Consider the following 13,494-nt stretch of genomic DNA (forward strand, 5'->3'; position numbering starts at 1 on the left):
CTTAGGCCTGCTCGTCGAGGATCGACGGCAGCAGCTCGTCCAGGTGCCGGACAATATCGTCCGATGCCTCGTCCGCGGAGTAGGCGGCCGGGACTTGGAACAGGTGGCAGGGGCGTCCGTCCAGGGCTTTGCTGAGAACGAGTCCTTTCGCCGCGAAGTGTTCGCGCCACGGGACCACGGAGCTTGCTGCGAGGCCGGTAACGACCCGCTGCGAGAAGCTCGCCATCTCGATATGGAAGTTGCCGATCATGCGGTCCACCATCCAGTCGGTGGTCCGTTCAACAACCCGTGACCGTGCGCCCTCGTAGCGCTCCACATATATGGCGGCCGCAAGCGGTGCTGAGGTGGTCACCTTCCGACCGGGAAACGCTGCCTCCGGGGTGACCATGCGGTGCTCCGGCGACCACCGTCGGGAGAAGTCGGCCAGGCGTGGATAACGGATAACGAACGGGTGCACCACAGTGGTGAGGCGTCCGATGCTCCCGGAGAACCGGGAGGGGACGAGGGGCTTGCGCGCACCTTCAAACAGGTGCGGGTAGATTGCGCGGTGATGCGGCTTAATGAACATGGGCTTCGCGTATCCAAGCAGCGTTGCGTCCTCGGCGAGGAATGCCCAGTCGTCACCCATGAACGACCAGCCCTCACGCCGCATCAGCTTGGCGGCGGTGCTGGTCTTACCGGTCCCGCCAGCCGCGGGCAGCGCGATGGCGTGGCCCCGGTAGGCCATCGTTGCCGCGTGGATCATGGCCGCCCCGCGGGAGATCATGGCGGCATCGAGAACCGGTACCACGGAGGTCAAGAGCTCTCCGGGTCCGTGAATACGCCATTGCTCTGCACCCCTGACAACTTGGACCCGGTCAGCCTGGAAGCGCACACTGTTGTCCGTGTACGCCAGCTCATGCTCGACGAAGCCGGCATTCGGCATAGGCTCGGGGCGGTCATCAACAATAATGTCGGGCTGCCGATCCTCCGTGTCGGAGGCGAAACACGCCAACATGCTTTGAAGCTGCCTTGCCGTGGGGGCCATTGCGTCGACGCTGATCGTGACGCGGCCGTGAATGTCGAAGTGCAGTGCCTTCGCCCGCCTGGTGCTCATAGTCCTCCCCTGTCTGATTGGTGTCGGCCGAATACAGCTCCGGCCCGGGCCAATCCACCCAGTGCCCGTAGACGGATTCGAAACCCCCGGCCGTAAAACTCCGCCGGCAGAATCGAGCGTAGGGTAGGCCGCCCGGGTAAACACCGGTAGTGAGTACTCGCCTTTTGCATCGCCTGCTACGTGGGGAATGGCGCGCTTTTCGCAGGGCTGGGGGTGGAGGGGCACGTCCGGGCGTGGCGTTAAGTACGTTGGGGGTTTGTCCCGTTCGGTGCGTCAGGTAGAGGGGGTACCTTGGGCGTAGACGCGAACCCAGTCCACCCGCATCTCGCCGTGACCGTTGGGAGTGCCGTCCGGAAACCAGTCCAGCTGCAACGTCTGGTGCATCGACCCCGGCGGCTGATGCGTGGGGTCGCTGTCCTCAAACCACTTCACGCCATCGACGTAGCCGATGATGCCGCCGGGGGACCAGTCAACTGCGTAGTTGTGGAACTGCGTGACGTCCAGGGGCTTGGAAACAGAGGTCTTAGAGTTCGAGCATCCGAAGTGGTGGAAGAAATTGGTGCGGTTCCAGTCACCAGTGGTCTCCGCATAGTCCACTTCACCGTCACAGGGCCAGTGCCCGCTGTCCGGCCACAGGATCGACACCATATGGTATTCATCGTCCCCGGAGCCCGCTGCCCGGACTTCCCAGCGGCCATACCTCTGGAGGCCAAACTTGGCACTCATTCCCGCAGTCGTGCCATCCGAGGTTCCGGTAATGACCATCCTGGAACCATCCACCGTGACCTGCCGGGGACTGCGTATGCCGTTCCCTGCGTGCCCGTCACTGTCGTACACGGACCACTTCGCGGCGTCCGGTGCCCCGGCGTAATTGAACTCGTCGCCGGCGATCGGCGTGCCCCAGCCCAGCCTTGCCGCGGCAGAGCTCATGGCAGAGTCCGTCATGGGTTGGGCTGAGCTGGCCGAGCAGCCGGACAGGAACAGTGCCGCCATCCCCAGGGCCATCGCGGGTCGACGCATGTGTCAGATAATAGGGGCTTCAGCGGCGGGGTGGATAGCAGCCCCGGTTTTTCCACATAGCGTGCCGCGCCGCTGCCTGGGCTGCGCACCACGGCACTAGCCTTGAGTCAAGCGCGAATCGCCTATCGGGTCCAAATGCACTAGGATATTGAAGTCTGTGCTGCGTCCTGCCTCCGTTCCGGGGCAAGGCATTGCACGGAATCGCAAATGAACCTCCTGTTACGGAAATGCCGTAACCGCTTAGCCCAAAGGAGGTGGGTTCACATATGCGTCCTTACGAATTGATGGTAATCATCGACCCCGAGGTCGAAGAGCGTACCGTTGAGCCGTCGCTTCAGAAGTTCCTGAACGTCATCACCAACGATGGTGGAACCATCGAAAAGGTTGACATCTGGGGCCGTCGCCGTCTGGCTTACGAAATCAAGAAGAAGTCCGAAGGTATCTACGCCGTGGTGAACTTCACCGCCAAGCCGGAAACCGCCAAGGAACTTGACCGCCAGCTGTCTCTTAACGAGACCATCATGCGCACCAAGATCACCCGCCCCGAAGAGCAGAAGGTTGTTGCTGAGTAATTCAGCACCACGTCTTCATTCTTTACCCCGCAGGACACGCACTCTTCACCCAGGATCGAACAAGGAGGCAGTAGATGGCAGGCGAGACCACCATTACGGTCATCGGTAATCTCACCAATGACCCGGAATTGCGGTTCACACCGTCCGGTTCGGCAGTAGCGAACTTCACCATCGCTTCCACCCCCCGCACCTTTGATCGCCAGTCCAACGAGTGGAAGGACGGGGAAACCCTGTTCCTCCGCGCCGCTGTCTGGCGTGAAGCAGCCGAGAACGTTGCCGAATCCCTGACCAAGGGGATGCGCGTCATCGTGACCGGCCGCCTGAAGAGCCGTTCCTACGAAACAAAAGAAGGCGAAAAGCGCACCGTTATCGAGCTTGAGGTCGACGAGATCGGCCCGAGCCTGCGCTACGCCAACGCCAAGGTTAACCGTACCCAGCGCTCCGGCGGACAGGGTGGCGGCGGCTTTGGCGGCGGCAACAGCGGCGGTGGCTTCGGCGGCGGCAACTCTGGTGGAAGCCAGGGCGCCAACGCCGGCGGAGGCTGGGGCGGCGGCAACCAGCAGGCTGCACAGGACGATCCCTGGGCTACGCCCGGCGTGTCCAACGCAGGCGGCTGGGGCAACGGCCCCGATTCCGAACCTCCCTTCTAAAACCCAAACAACGGTCCGGCGCGGGGCCTCCCAGGGAGCCGAAAGGCACCCAGGGAACTGCCGCCGTCGGACCACCACCATCCCGTGGATCAATATCCACGGGCTCCCTAGAATAGGAGCTCCACGATGGCTAAGGCTGAACTCCGTAAGCCCAAACCAAAGTCCAACCCCTTGAAGGCCGCTGACATCACTGTCATCGACTACAAGGACGTAGCATTGCTGCGCAAGTTCATCTCCGACCGCGGAAAGATCCGCGCCCGTCGCGTCACTGGCGTTACGGTGCAGGAACAGCGCAAGATCGCCCAGGCAATCAAGAACGCCCGCGAAGTTGCTCTGCTGCCTTACTCCGGCGCTGGCCGCGGCTAAGGAAGGGATTAACTAACATGGCAAAGCTCATTCTGACCCACGAAGTAACCGGTCTCGGTGCTGCTGGCGATGTTGTCGAGGTCAAGGACGGTTACGCACGTAACTACCTCCTGCCCCGCAACTTTGCCCTGACCTGGTCGAAGGGTGGCGAGAAGCAGGTTGAGTCCATCAAGGCTGCCCGCGCTGCCCGCGAGCACGCTTCCCTGGAAGATGCTCAGAAGCAGGCCGCTGCACTGTCCGCGAAGCCGGTCAAGCTGGTCGTCAAGGCCGGCGAGTCCGGCCGCCTGTTCGGCACCGTCAAGCAGGGCGACGTCGCCGACGCTGTTGAGGCCGCCGGCCTCGGCAAGATCGACAAGCGCAAGGTTGAACTGCCTGCCCACATCAAGTCGGTTGGTTCCTACCAGGCCAACGTCCGCCTCCACGCTGACGTTGCTGCTGTGATCGAACTCGACGTGGTTGCAGGAAAGTAGTCCTCAACTGCATCGGAAGACCCCCGTCGCCGGACTCCGGCGGCGGGGGTCTTTCGTTTTCCGGTGGTAGCCTGCTCCGGTGAACCCGACACCACGCAGCCGCCCCTTCCATCAGGTGGATGTTTTCGCCAGCCAGGCCTACCGCGGCAACCCGCTCGCCGTCGTACTTGATGCCCAAGGGCTGGACACGGCAACAATGCAGCACTTCGCCAACTGGACCAATCTCTCGGAAACCACGTTTCTCCTGCCTCCCGAAGATCCCCGCGCCGATTACCGGGTCCGGATCTTTACCGGCAGCGAAGAGTTTCCGTTCGCAGGCCACCCGACCCTTGGCTCGGCCCATACGTGGCTGCAGGCCGGGGGAGTGCCGCGGTCTGACGGCCACGTGGTGCAGGAGTGCGCTGCGGGGCTGGTCCGGATAAAGCGCGACGGCGGGAGGCTGGCTTTCGCGGCACCGCCGCTGACACGCTTCGGGCCTGTGGATGCGGGTATCCGCCGTCAACTGGCCGCGGCGTTGCGGGTGTCCGCTGCCGACATCGTTGACGCGTCCTGGCTGGTGAATGGTCCGGAATGGATCGGTGTCCTGCTGCCTTCTGCGGCCCAGGTGCTGGCCCTGAATCCGGACCAGGCGGCGATGGGCGACCTGAAGATCGGCGTTATCGGGCCGCACGAGCCGGGTGCAGACGCCGACTTTGAGGTCCGCACATTCCTGCCCGGCGACGCCATGGCCGAAGACCCGGTCACCGGCAGCTTCAATGCAGGCGCCGCCCAATGGCTCATTGGAAGCGGCAGGGCGCCGGAGGAATATGTGGCCTCGCAGGGGACCGTCCTGGGGCGCGCCGGACGCATCCACATCACTGCCGATGCCGGGGACATCTGGGTGGGCGGGGACTCCGCCACCTGCATCCAGGGAAGCGTCCTGCTCTGACGCAGCGGCCCGGGTTCACGTCCGGGAATACTTCGCTGCCGGCGGCAGTTCACAGGTATAGATGCAAACGCATGTATGCTGAAGTGAACGATTACCAGGAGAATGCCATGGAAACCCGCCGTATCACCGTCCTTTCCGCAGGGCTTGGCGTACCTTCGTCCAGCCGGCTGCTGGCTGACCAGCTGGCTGCTGCCGCCGAGCGCCAGCTCAGGGCCGGCGGCTACGAGGTGGAGGTGGACGTCGTCGAACTCCGCGACCTTGCCGTGGACATCGCCAACAACTTCGTCACCGGCTATGCCGCACCACGCCTGGCCGAGGTCATAGCCGGGGTGGAGGCCTCGGACGGCATCATCGCCGTGACACCGGTCTTCAGCGCCTCCTTCAGCGGCCTTTTCAAATCCTTTATCGATGTTCTCGACCCGAAGTCGCTGGACGGCAAGGCGGTCCTGCTGGGCGCCACCGGCGGCACGGACCGGCACCAGATGGTCCTGGACTACGCGCTGCGGCCACTGTTCAGCTACCTCCGCACGCGCATGGCTGCAACCGGCGTCTTTGCCGGACCCCAGGACTGGGGAACAGCTGAAGAGGGCGGGGGGTCACTGGCGGACCGCATCGACCGCGCAGCCGGTGAATTCACCACTCTGCTGCAGGGGCCCCAACCGGGCCGGAAGCCCGCCCCGCTGGAGTCCCTTCCCTTCGAGCAGCTGCTGGCCGGGATTTCCGGGAACCGCTGACACACGGGCGGCCGCCCCCGGTGCCGGACCCCGTGGTTTCGGGGTTAGGGGACCCGGGCCGCGGGTTTTAGGGGGCGGTCCGGGGATTGCTATTGATCCTTCCACCGCCAACACTGAGCAATCTGGGGGTTGACTGATAATTCAACACCGGGGAGTGAAGTTGAGAGACCATCCAATATCCAACGTGGACGAGCATGATCGGGGTGCCGGGGCTTCCCGGCCCTTTCTTAGATGGGGACCTGCCGGTCCCGAGGGCCGCCGCATGCGTCAACGCCGACTGGCGTTTCCCGCACTGCTGACGGCGCTGCTGCTTGTGCTTGGTGGTCTGGTGGCGCCGTTGGCCGCCTCCGCCGCTACCGGTGATGTAGGCGTCCAGGGCCCGTCCCACTCCGGGACGGCAACGCCCACCGGGACCAAGCGGCAGACGAATTCGCTGTGGTTCAACGACGGGACCTGGTGGGGGAACCTTTGGGACGCCGGCAGTTCCACTTTCCGCATCTTCCGGTTCAATGCCTCGACAAGTTCGTGGACGAGTACAGGTGTGGTGACGGAGTCCCGGGCGAACACCCACCATGACGTGTTGTGGGACGGGAAGACCCTGTATGTCGCGAGCTTCCGGTTCGTCAATGACGGCCTGCCGTCCGAACCGAACTTCCCCACGACTATGCGGCGGTACAGCTACAACTCGAGCACCAAGTCGTACACGAGCCTGGGATCCAGCCAAATCAACAACCAAAAAACTGAAACCATCTCCATTGATAAGGACTCAACCGGCCGGGTGTGGGCCACGTGGCAGCAGGGCAATCGGATCTATATGAACGTCACCGGCACGGACGGCGCCACGTGGGGCACCCCGTTTGCCCATCCGGCGTCGTTGAGCAATGTGTCCGTGGACGATAACTCGGCGGTCATCGCGTTCAGCGGGAACAAGATCGGTGTGATGTGGAGCAGGCAGGTGGGGGACTCCACTGACGGCATGTACTGGAGCTACCACGTCGACGGAGCGTCGAAGACCACCTGGACCACTCCTGTGGCGGCGGTGAAGGGGCAGCGGAGCGGCGACGACCACATGAACCTGAAGTGGCTGGATGCCTCAACAGACAAGGTTTTTGCCGCAATCAAAACCTCGTACACCTCGGCGTCCCAGCCGCTGATCCAGTTGCTGGCACTGAATACGTCTACGTCGACATGGTCTGCACACACGATTGCGACAGTGTCTGAGTGCCCGAACAGGGTGATCGTCATGATCGACGAGGCAGCGCGCAAGCTGCGTACCTTCGCTACCTATCCGAAGCCGGGTGGCACAACGAATGCCGGGGTATGCACGAGTTCCGGCGGGGCCATCTACGAGAAATCCACGTCCCTGGACAACATCAGCTTCAGCACCACCAAGACGGCCCGCATCGTTGACGCCGACCAGTACGTCCATAACGTCACGTCGACCAAGCAGAACGTCAACAGTGTTGCGCGGGGCACGGCCAACAGCGGCCTGCTGGTGCTCGCTGACGTGAATGCCACAAGCCGGTACTGGCACTACTACGATTCCACCGGCGGTGCCGGGTAGGCGGGCGGCAGCCAGCCCATCTTCATCCTGAGCCAGGCAAGGCATACAGGACAAGTACGGCCGGGACCCATTCGCAGGAATGGGAGCCCGGCCGTACAGCCGTTTCAATTGGCAGGTGTCAGTCGTCCAGCAGCGCAATGAACTCGCGGGCCTGCTTCATGGAGATATCAGAATGCTTGGACAGTGCAGTGGCTGCCGCTTCGGTGTCGCCACTGCGGGCAAGGGTGCGGATCCTGCCATAGATCTCGTCGTTGAGCATGTTGCTGCTCACTTCGCGGGTGACGTCGCCCTTGCTGGCGATCGCCCGGTAGCGGTAAGGAAACCGCTGGGGCTCGTCGTCGTCGGCCTCGGGTGCCTGCGCCGACTCGGGGCTCCGGTAGGGCTGGGGATGGGCCGCCAGGGCCCCGACGGCGTCACGGGAGGCCCGAAGCCCGTCGCCCGTGATTTCGTAGTAGAGCTTGATGGCAGCCATGGCCTGGCCCTGGGCAATCAGGGCATAAAGCCGCCGGTGTTCGTCTTCCGACAGCCGGTCTGCCGCAGCCCGGGCCAGCTCCTGTGGGGTGGCAGCGGGCTGGGACTGGGAGGCGGTATGTGCGGCCCTCCGCCTGGTGGCCGCGCGGTAGGCCACGGTGACTCCCGCAACCACGGCGAGCAGGATAAGGACCGGGACCACAAGCGATTCCATTTTCACGAGCCGTTCTATGTACTTCCTGGCCCTCGCCAGGTGCGATTGCTTTGCTGGTCATCCGCCCAGCCGTGTTCCTGCTGTTGGATGCGCTGCTGCCTGTTTTGGCTTGGGTGGGTAGCCGCCTCCAGCCGGGCGCGGGCGGCGGTGGCCGCCTCGACCTGGGCTGCGTAATGCCGGGCAGACCGCTCGGCAAGTTCGTGCTGGTATTTTTCGGCTTCAGAGGTGCCCGCACCACGCGGCCGCAGGGCTGTGGCAATGCCCCAGATGAGCGCCACCAAAACTATCGCCGGCAACAGCACCAGCAGTAGATCGCCCATACCTAGAGCTTAATCCAGATCGTGGTTATCCACAGCATATTCACTGCTTCGCATACAGCGCCCCGCTGGTGTGGGTCAAACTCCCTGACGAGAATATGAGTAGTGCCACAGCGCCGATCGAAGTGCTCCCGGCCCGGCCTTACCTCCGCTTTCCGCGAGTGGTGCCAGCAATGGCCTGTGGATGAAATTCCTTGGAAGAAATATTTACTCCACATGCTGTCCCAAGTGTTTCCGCAGGTCAGAGGCGGAAGCGGCGACAAAAAACTTTGATATCCACAGTGTTCCCCACAGACTGTGCACAAGGTATGCCCCGTACTGCACAGGTTATCCACAGCCACTGCGGCATGCTGGCTTTGCGGCAGGCGCCAGGGCGGTTAGCGTAGCGGGGTACCTGTTCTCCGCGGTCAAAACAGGGTATGCCTGCACCGGTTTTCAGCCCGGCGCACGGCCTCCTGCAGGTCTCTGTGGAAAAGCTGTGGATAGTGGGGATAACTCCCGCGGAGCCGGGCATCCGGAGCCGCCGGCGCTTGATTGTCAGGGCCAGCGGGTAGACCTGGGCAGGTGGCGGAGCCGGTTACCGGGTGCCGCGAACAGGATGGATCGCCGGGCCGCCAGGCCGGGCATAAATTGAGGACGGCAGCTTTGTCAATCGCGCATCTGGACCCTGTCGAGACAACCCGTGGATCGGACGCCAGCCGGAAACCTCCCCAGGACATCGCGGCCGAACAGTCGGTCCTGGGCGGCATGATGCTGTCCAAGGATGCCATCGCGGATGTCGTTGAGATCCTCCGCGGGCAGGATTTCTACCGTCCCGCGCACGAGACCATCTACGAGGCCATCATTGACCTCTACGGCCGGGGGGAGCCCGCCGATGCCGTCACCGTCTCCGATGAGCTGACCAAGCGCGCCGAGATCAACAGGATCGGCGGCCCTGCCTACCTGCACGAACTGATCCAGACCGTTCCCACGGCAGCCAACGCGGGCTACTACGCCGAGATCGTGGCCGAACGGGCAGTGCTCCGCCGGCTGGTGAACGCCGGAACCAAGATCGTCCAGCTGGGGTACGGGTCGGACGGCGAGGTGGAGGACCTGGTCAACCAGGCGCAGGCGGAGGTTTACGCGGTAGCGGAGCGCCGCACCGCGGAGGACTACGTGGTACTGAAGGACGTGATGGAGTCCACGGTGGACGAAATCGAGGCGTCCGGCCACCGTGGAGAGGGCATGACGGGTGTGCCCACCGGCTTCTATGAGCTCGACGAGCTGACCCACGGGCTCCACCCGGGGCAGATGATCGTCATCGCCGCCCGCCCGGCCGTCGGTAAGTCGACCTTCGCACTGGACTTCGCCCGTTCCGCAGCCATCAAGAACAACCTCGCCACCGTCATGTTTTCGCTGGAAATGGGCCGGAATGAGATCGCCATGCGCCTGCTGTCTGCCGAGGCCACCATTGGTCTCCAGGACCTCCGCAAGGGCACCATCAAGGACGAACAGTGGTCCAAGATCGCCACCACCATGGGCCGGATGAATGATGCACCGCTGTTCATTGATGACAGCCCCAACATGTCCCTGATGGAAATCCGGGCCAAATGCCGCCGCCTGAAGCAGCAGCACGACCTCAAGCTGGTCATCCTGGACTACCTGCAGCTCATGAGCTCGGGAAAGAAGGTGGAGTCCCGCCAGCAGGAAGTCTCCGAGTTTTCGCGTGCGCTCAAGCTCCTGGCCAAGGAACTCCAGGTCCCCGTGATCGCGCTGTCCCAGCTGAACCGTGGATCGGAACAGCGGCAGGACAAGCGGCCCATGGTGTCCGACCTCCGCGAGTCCGGCTCCATCGAGCAGGACGCGGACATGGTGATCCTGCTTCACCGCGAGGACGTCTACGACAAGGAATCACCCCGTGCCGGAGAAGCGGACATCCTGGTGGCCAAACACCGTAACGGTCCCACCAAGGACATTGTGGTGGCCTTCCAGGGCCACTACTCCCGCTTCGCCAACATGGCCGGCGATACCGGCGGCGGCGGCTTCTAAGTATCCCGGCGGGCGCTGGTTCCCCCGCCGGCAGGCCCTGCGGCGGCCAGCAGGTGGTTCGGCAGGCGGTTGCCGGGCGCTGTTCCCCGGATCTCCAGGAGTTCGCGGGCGTGGGCGTGGAGCCGCTTGTCCTCCTCGCTGACCGGCACCCAGGCGGGGACGGGCACGGAGTTGCCCTCGTCGTCGCGCGCCACCATCACGGTGAGGCAGTATGTGGTGAGGGCCAGTTCACGGCCTTTCGGATCGCCCGAACGGACATGAACGGCGATGTGCATTCCCTTGGTCCCGGTGTAAACCAGCCGGGCCTCAACCTCCACAACATGGCCAATCAGCAGCGGCCGGTAGAAGCGCACGCCGCCGGAGAAGACAGCCACGGTATCCCTGCCGCAGTAACGGGAAGCGCACACGTAAGCGGCCTCGTCGATCCACTTCATGACAATGCCGCCGTGGACCTTGCCGCCCCAGTTCACGTCCGTGGGGGCGGCCATGAACCGCAGCGTCACCCGCTCGGCCGTACCGGCGTCGGTATATTCCTGCCGGTTCATGGCTTCCACGATCTGCTCGCGGACCTTGATCCTGGCCAGCGCGTGGTCCCGTTGCTCGATCTCGGCCGGGGTTTGGGGTTCGAACTGCTGCACCGGGATGGGCCTGCCGTCCGGGCCGACCGCAACGAAGATCACCATGCACTGGCTGCGCATGGTGGCAGGGCCGCCTTTGGGGTCACCCGAGGAAACCACGGTATGGATGTGCATTGAGGACCGGCCGGTGTAGACGATGGTCGCTTCCACCTCCACCATGTCGCCGCTGTTGACGGGATCGGCGAAGTGGATGTTTCCCACGTACGCGGTGACGCAGTAGGACTTGGCCCATCCCACTGCCGCGGCATAGGCGGCTTTGTCCACCCACTCAAGCACCGTGCCTGCGTCCACGGAGCCGCTGTGCCCCACGTCGGTGGGGGCAGCGAGGAAGCGGAGGGTCACGGAGTTGGCGCGGCCGGTCTCAGTCATGCTGCGATCTTACTGAGGGCCACGGTTACCGGCCGGTTGGGCCCGAAACAAACTTCCCGGCGGGAGTGCCGCGATTAAAGCCCGACGGCGGCCGGCCACCTTGGGTGACCTGCCGCCGTCGCACCCGGTGGGACAAGTGATCCTAGGCGAGGGCGGCCAGCCGCGAGTTGCTGCGCCCGAAGAGCGCGCGGTCCAGGGAAAGCCGGCCGGCGCCCGTGAGCGCCAGCGCGAATGCCGCGGCGGCCAGGAGCAGGACGAGTTCGTAGCCGCCGTTTGCGGCAAAGATGCCGGCGGGAGCGTGCACCAGGAAAAGGGCGCCCAGCATGTCCAGGGCGAGGAGGGCGGCCACCACTCGGGTGAGGATCCCCAGGATCAGGGCAACGCCGCCCGCCAGTTCCAGGACGGCGACGGCGGGTGCCACGAGCCCGGCTGCCGGAACCCCCATTTTGGCGAAGGATGCCTGGGTGCCGGCGATGGTCCATTCGTTGAACTTCTGCCATCCGTGGGCTGCGAAGAGGAAGCCAAGGACGATGCGCAGGGCGGTGAGGGCGGTGGTGGTGAGTCGTAACTGGTTCATGGATACCACTCTTGCCGACCAATGGTTGAAGTGTCAACTATTCTTTGGGGGACTGTGGGCTTTCTCATCTCCGGAACGTGTTGTCGGCGGCCGCGGTTAAGCTGGCAGCGTGCCCCAACAACCCGCCCCCGCCCCCTCCGCCGTGGCCGGCCGCCAAGGCCATGCCCGGGAGATACTCCGCCTTGCTGTCCCTGCCTTTGGCGCGCTGGTGGCTGAGCCCCTCTTCCTGCTGGCGGACTCCGCCATTGTGGGACATCTTGGTGTTGCGCAGCTCGCGGGAGTGGGGCTGGCATCTGCGGTGCTCCAGACCGCCGTCGGACTCATGGTTTTCCTGGCCTACTCCACCACGCCCGCCGTGGCCCGCGCCATTGGTGACGGGCAGTTGGGCAAGGCCCTTGCGGCAGGGCGCGACGGCGTGTGGCTGGCATTGCTCCTCGGCGTGGTCCTCGCCGTGGCAGGCTTCGCGGCGGCCGAACCGCTGATTGACCTGATGGGGGCCCAGGGCAGCGTCCGGACCTTTGCGGTCGATTACTTCCGCTGGTCCATGCCGGGCCTGGTGGCAATGCTCTTGATCTTCGCCGGCACCGGTGTTCTCCGCGGACTGCAGGACACCCGCACCCCGCTGGTGGTGGCCACGGCCGGTTTCGGGGTCAATATTGTCCTGAACCTGTGGCTTGTGTACGGGCTGGGCATGTCTGTGGCTGGTTCCGCGGTGGGCACCAGCCTGGCCCAGTGGGCCATGGCGGCTGTCTATGTGGTGATGGTGCGGCGCAGCGCAGTGCGGCAGGGCGTGAGCCTGCTCCCCAGCTGGCGCGGCATCCGCAGCATGACGCGGGTTGGATCCTGGCTGATGCTGCGCACGCTCAGCCTCCGGGCCGCAATCCTGGCCACGGTGCTGGTGGTGACGGCGCAGGGGGAGGTCAACCTTGCCGCCCACCAGCTGGCCATGACCATTTTTTCCTTCCTGGCGTTCGCGCTGGATGCCCTGGCGATCGCGGCGCAGGCGCTCATTGGCAAGGAGCTCGGCGCGTCCCATGCCGCCAGGGCCCGGCTGCTGACCGGAACGATGATCCGCTGGGGCGCGGGGTTCGGCGTGGTGACGGGCCTGCTGCTGGCAGCGGCAGCCCCCTGGGCCGGGGCTCTGTTCACCACGGACCCCCAAGTGCAGCAGGCACTCACCGCTGCCCTCTGGATCCTGGCGGCCGGGCAGCCGATCGCCGGCTATGTCTTTGTCCTGGACGGTGTGCTGATCGGCGCAGGGGACGCGCGGTACCTCGCGCTGGCGGGGCTGGTGAACCTTGCCGTCTACGTGCCGCTGCTGGCAGCGGTTGCCTGGTCCGGTGCCACCGGCACCACCGGGCTCGCATGGCTTTGGGTTGCCTTCGCGCTGGGGTATATGGCGGCGCGCGCCGTGACGCTGGGCCTGCGTGCCCGGTCCGACCGCTGGATGGTGCTGGGCTCTGCCTGACGCGGCCCGGTC

General features: G+C 64.5%; 15 protein-coding genes. 9 read left to right on the top strand and 6 right to left on the bottom strand.

Annotated elements, in window-relative coordinates; all coding sequences use genetic code 11:
- Window position 1 precedes the first annotated feature (1 nt).
- Both AC6JAM_RS08960 and AC6JAM_RS08965 read right to left on the bottom strand, forming a co-directional pair.
- The gene (locus AC6JAM_RS08960; protein WP_018769838.1) at window positions 2-1,096 is read right to left on the bottom strand and encodes a hypothetical protein; all 1,095 of its coding nucleotides are present in this window, start codon (window positions 1,094-1,096) and stop codon (window positions 2-4) included.
- A 273-nt stretch (window positions 1,097-1,369) separates the two neighbouring features.
- Window positions 1,370-2,116, bottom strand: coding sequence for a glycoside hydrolase family 16 protein (locus AC6JAM_RS08965; protein ID WP_026265856.1), 747 nt, complete (start codon window positions 2,114-2,116; stop codon window positions 1,370-1,372).
- 266 nt (window positions 2,117-2,382) lie between these two features.
- On the opposite strand from AC6JAM_RS08965, the gene rpsF reads away from it, so the two are divergent.
- The 7 genes from rpsF (at window position 2,383) to AC6JAM_RS09000 (ending at window position 7,400) form a co-directional block, all read left to right on the top strand.
- On the top strand, window positions 2,383-2,688 hold the full coding sequence (gene rpsF, locus AC6JAM_RS08970) for a 30S ribosomal protein S6 (RefSeq protein WP_013602900.1): 306 nt from the start codon (window positions 2,383-2,385) through the stop codon (window positions 2,686-2,688).
- A gap of 74 nt (window positions 2,689-2,762) precedes the next feature.
- Complete coding sequence (locus AC6JAM_RS08975; protein WP_018769835.1) at window positions 2,763-3,338, top strand: single-stranded DNA-binding protein; 576 nt, start codon at window positions 2,763-2,765, stop codon at window positions 3,336-3,338.
- 126 nt (window positions 3,339-3,464) lie between these two features.
- Window positions 3,465-3,704: a 30S ribosomal protein S18 gene (rpsR, locus tag AC6JAM_RS08980; protein WP_003800144.1), complete on the top strand. Its 240-nt coding sequence runs from the start codon at window positions 3,465-3,467 to the stop codon at window positions 3,702-3,704.
- 17 nt (window positions 3,705-3,721) lie between these two features.
- Window positions 3,722-4,174, top strand: a complete 453-nt coding sequence (rplI, locus tag AC6JAM_RS08985; protein ID WP_018769834.1) for a 50S ribosomal protein L9 — start codon at window positions 3,722-3,724, stop codon at window positions 4,172-4,174.
- 79 nt (window positions 4,175-4,253) lie between these two features.
- Complete coding sequence (locus tag AC6JAM_RS08990) at window positions 4,254-5,102, top strand: PhzF family phenazine biosynthesis protein (RefSeq protein ID WP_134164864.1); 849 nt, start codon at window positions 4,254-4,256, stop codon at window positions 5,100-5,102.
- 107 nt (window positions 5,103-5,209) lie between these two features.
- Window positions 5,210-5,836, top strand: a complete 627-nt coding sequence (locus AC6JAM_RS08995; protein ID WP_018769832.1) for an FMN reductase — start codon at window positions 5,210-5,212, stop codon at window positions 5,834-5,836.
- A 262-nt stretch (window positions 5,837-6,098) separates the two neighbouring features.
- A complete protein-coding gene (locus tag AC6JAM_RS09000) occupies window positions 6,099-7,400 on the top strand; it encodes a hypothetical protein (protein WP_018769831.1) in 1,302 nt (433 codons plus the stop codon).
- A 118-nt stretch (window positions 7,401-7,518) separates the two neighbouring features.
- Here AC6JAM_RS09000 and AC6JAM_RS09005 read toward each other — a convergent pair whose 3' ends face one another.
- A complete protein-coding gene (locus AC6JAM_RS09005) occupies window positions 7,519-8,085 on the bottom strand; it encodes a hypothetical protein (RefSeq protein WP_018769830.1) in 567 nt (188 codons plus the stop codon).
- A 14-nt stretch (window positions 8,086-8,099) separates the two neighbouring features.
- A complete protein-coding gene (locus tag AC6JAM_RS09010; RefSeq protein WP_056392372.1) occupies window positions 8,100-8,405 on the bottom strand; it encodes a hypothetical protein in 306 nt (101 codons plus the stop codon).
- A gap of 642 nt (window positions 8,406-9,047) precedes the next feature.
- Between AC6JAM_RS09010 and dnaB the strand changes: the two genes are divergently transcribed.
- Complete coding sequence (gene dnaB, locus AC6JAM_RS09015; RefSeq protein ID WP_134164865.1) at window positions 9,048-10,430, top strand: replicative DNA helicase; 1,383 nt, start codon at window positions 9,048-9,050, stop codon at window positions 10,428-10,430.
- Here the strand turns inward: dnaB and AC6JAM_RS09020 are convergent.
- Window positions 10,427-11,437, bottom strand: coding sequence for an acyl-CoA thioesterase (locus AC6JAM_RS09020; RefSeq protein WP_056392374.1), 1,011 nt, complete (start codon window positions 11,435-11,437; stop codon window positions 10,427-10,429). The genes dnaB and AC6JAM_RS09020 overlap by 4 nt on opposite strands.
- A 142-nt stretch (window positions 11,438-11,579) precedes the next feature.
- The gene (locus AC6JAM_RS09025; RefSeq protein ID WP_026265854.1) at window positions 11,580-12,014 is read right to left on the bottom strand and encodes a DoxX family protein; all 435 of its coding nucleotides are present in this window, start codon (window positions 12,012-12,014) and stop codon (window positions 11,580-11,582) included.
- A gap of 109 nt (window positions 12,015-12,123) precedes the next feature.
- On the opposite strand from AC6JAM_RS09025, the gene AC6JAM_RS09030 reads away from it, so the two are divergent.
- Complete coding sequence (locus AC6JAM_RS09030; RefSeq protein WP_497934504.1) at window positions 12,124-13,482, top strand: MATE family efflux transporter; 1,359 nt, start codon at window positions 12,124-12,126, stop codon at window positions 13,480-13,482.
- Window positions 13,483-13,494: the final 12 nt, after the last annotated feature.

This window comes from Arthrobacter sp. GmRoot5-12, assembly GCF_059739365.1.